The organism is Succinimonas sp. (assembly GCF_045225735.1).
In the GTDB taxonomy this organism is placed as follows: domain Bacteria; phylum Pseudomonadota; class Gammaproteobacteria; order Enterobacterales; family Succinivibrionaceae; genus Succinimonas.
Genome location: NZ_JBGVBR010000097.1, coordinates 1 through 2,727, shown reverse-complemented (window position 1 = coordinate 2,727; position 2,727 = coordinate 1). Strand labels below are relative to the sequence as shown.

Genomic DNA, 2,727 nt, shown 5'->3' with positions numbered 1-2,727 from the left:
GCCTGGCCCCTGTTTATTCCGGCTATGGCCGGAAAAAAGTCATGGGGCAGCATCTGAGACAATGGGACTTAAGAGTTAAGGAAACCGGAGGAGAAGATACTATGAACGCTGAACAGAAAACCTTATGCGCTAAGATCATCCACACCGCTGCCGCTTCCGCCGCCGCCGGCAACGCTGTTCCGGTTCCGGGGTTTGGCGTGGCGGTGGATCTTGCTGCGGTTCTGGGCATGACGGTGGCTCTCAGCAAGGTCTTTAACGTGAAGTGCTGCCTTGCAAAGCATACGATTATGATGGCATGCGTTACCGTTATCCGGAAAATGATCTTTTCTTCTCTGGAGTCCGCTCCCGCTGATAATGCCGCTAGCAGATTTCAGGCCGGGAATGCTGCCGGAAAAGCTCTTGTCAAAGCTGACTTCGCCTCGAAGCAGCTTACGGTAAAGCATCATGCCGCCAAAGCCGCGCTTTCCAGCGCCGTTGTCGAGGCCGTGGGCTGGCAGATGGCGCACAATTTTGATCTGGAGGCCGAGAACAACAAGGGTTTTGTCGCCTGGGCGGCAGACCTGCTGATATCCAAGTTTGTCTGATCTGGCGGTTTAACTGGAGCCGGTTCCGGAGGGGCAGGATGCCTTCCGGAACCGGTGAAGACTTTGTTCAGAAGCTGAGCCACCAGTATTTCGGCCGAGGATAGGTCATGGAGGTTTTGTGGTTCCAATAGTGGCCCAGACTCCGGAGCTCCTGCCGGTCAATGCGCAGAGACTCCTCCCGGACATAGGCATCGGCGTCTTCCTTATGTTTCAGCGCCAGACTCTCCTGTTCCTTTCTGACCTTCTCCCGGAAAAAATCCCTGATAATCCCGCCCAGCCCGAGGCCAATAAGAAAGAGCAGCCCGGGAGCCACCGGCCCCCAGAATTCCCCCCGATAAACATGAATCCCGGTATCAAGGAAGAACAGCGCCGCCGCGAGAAATATGGCGGCCTTCAGGAATCCGGCATGACTCCTCCGGCCGGCGAATACGGCATATCTTCTCCACAGGGTTTCGGCGGCAATCGACGTGAGAAGGAGGATGCACGCCATGGCCACAAAAACCAGACCGTCGATGGGCTTAAGACTGCTGAACCGAAAGCTCACCGTGAGATAAGTCCAGAATATTCCCGCCGGCAGGAAGAGAATCATGCCTCCCGCATACCCCGCCAGATTCATGAGTCTGACGTCCGCCGGAGGGAGACCGGCCGAGGTGCCGGTTTGACCGTTCATGGCAAAGGTGTAGTTGCGGCCCTCCCAGGACATGGTCATGGTCCATACGGGATAAAGGGCATACCCCACGGCCAGGGTTCGGACATGGCAGTCCCGTTCCAGAATCCGGATATTGTCGAATCTCCGGCCGGTCAGAAACCGGGCCGAGGAACAGAGAAGCCGCTCCTTAACCACATTGAAGCCCTGGACATAATCTGCATCGTATATCCGGGCGTCAAGTCCGGAGAGATAGGCGAAATTAAAGGGCACGGCATCCTCAATCAGGTATGGCTCCAGGGTCTGGGTGATTTCATCGGGCACATCCCGGGAGGCGTCCTGCGGCACTCCGCGGAATTCCGTATGTCCGGCCACGTTTCCTTCATAAAGATCATGAACGAAGCTGCTTTTGACCGGCTGCACCGTTTCCGCCGCCAGCTTTGCCCGGTCGTCCGCATCGGCATCGTAGATCCAGAAGGGCACGTACTCCGCCCGGATGCTTTCCGGACGGGCCTCGGAGCGGAACTCCTCCGGCACAAAAAGGCTCTTTTCCATCAGATTCCGGCAGGCCTCCGCAAAGTACGCCCGGTCTTTTTTGAAGGGGATAATGTAATCCGGCTCCGCCTGATCCCGGTACTTGTCAGAAAACACAATGGCGTTGCCGCAGAAGGGGCAGGAATCCGAGGCTGACAGCGCTCCGGGCCGGATAAGTCCGCCGCAGGACCGGCAGGTGTAGATGCGCTGGGGATTATTCTGTCTCTCCTGAGTTCGCATGATCCGGTCGGCGGCCTCTGTAAGACTGACATTGCTCCGGGCCTTCTCCATAACCAGCTTGTCATAGCCGGGAACGGTGAGGCTGAGGCCGCAGCTTTCGCAGACCAGAGCCTGTTTGCCGATAGCAAAGGTCATATTCCCGGAGCAGCCGGGACAGCGGGCATGTTCTGGAATATTCATACCGCGGCTCTCTCTTTCATTCGGCTTTCCTTCATCATAGTTCGTCCATCTTCACGAAATCCCTGAATTCCCGCTCAAGGCCTTTTCTTCGGCTGCGGATAAGCGACCTGGATATAGTATTGCTTATGGCCCGAGAAATCTATTCCCTGAGACAGGTCGTATGCGATCATCTCATATCCCGTCCGGCAAAAGTCCTGATTCTGCTGAACTTTGACGTATAACGCTGATTTTGTCCACTGCTGCTGGACAATTTTCTGAAAAACAAAAAATTGTCCAGTAGGACGATGCGGTCTTTCCAGAAGGCTGACCATTGTTGCTTTGGAAACTTTCCCGGCAGCGCGCAGCTTAACCCCCGGCTCATTTATGGCAAAGTCTGTCAGATGAAGTCCTGTCCTGCAAATATCTGTTCCGGGGCGGGTTTGAGAATAATTCGGACGCAGAGACAACGGCGGATTTTCGGCCATGGCCCGGAAAAAAGGTCGGGGCAATATCAGGGATAATTGGAATTGAGAGTTAACCAAACCAGAGGAGACCAATTATGAA

At 55.3% G+C, this 2,727-nt stretch carries 3 protein-coding genes; 1 reads left to right on the top strand and 2 read right to left on the bottom strand.

Annotated features, from left to right (window positions below):
• Window positions 1-584: hypothetical protein (locus tag ACJROR_RS03435; RefSeq protein ID WP_406545871.1), on the top strand; the 584-nt coding region annotated here is incomplete at its 5' end.
• A gap of 67 nt (window positions 585-651) precedes the next feature.
• Here ACJROR_RS03435 and ACJROR_RS03430 read toward each other — a convergent pair.
• Together ACJROR_RS03430 and ACJROR_RS03425 are read right to left on the bottom strand one after the other, a co-directional pair.
• Complete coding sequence (locus tag ACJROR_RS03430; protein WP_406545870.1) at window positions 652-2,184, bottom strand: hypothetical protein; 1,533 nt, start codon at window positions 2,182-2,184, stop codon at window positions 652-654.
• Window positions 2,185-2,258: 74 nt separating this feature from the next.
• Window positions 2,259-2,648: a hypothetical protein gene (locus ACJROR_RS03425; protein WP_406545869.1), complete on the bottom strand. Its 390-nt coding sequence runs from the start codon at window positions 2,646-2,648 to the stop codon at window positions 2,259-2,261.
• Between the last annotated feature and the right edge of the window lie 79 nt (window positions 2,649-2,727).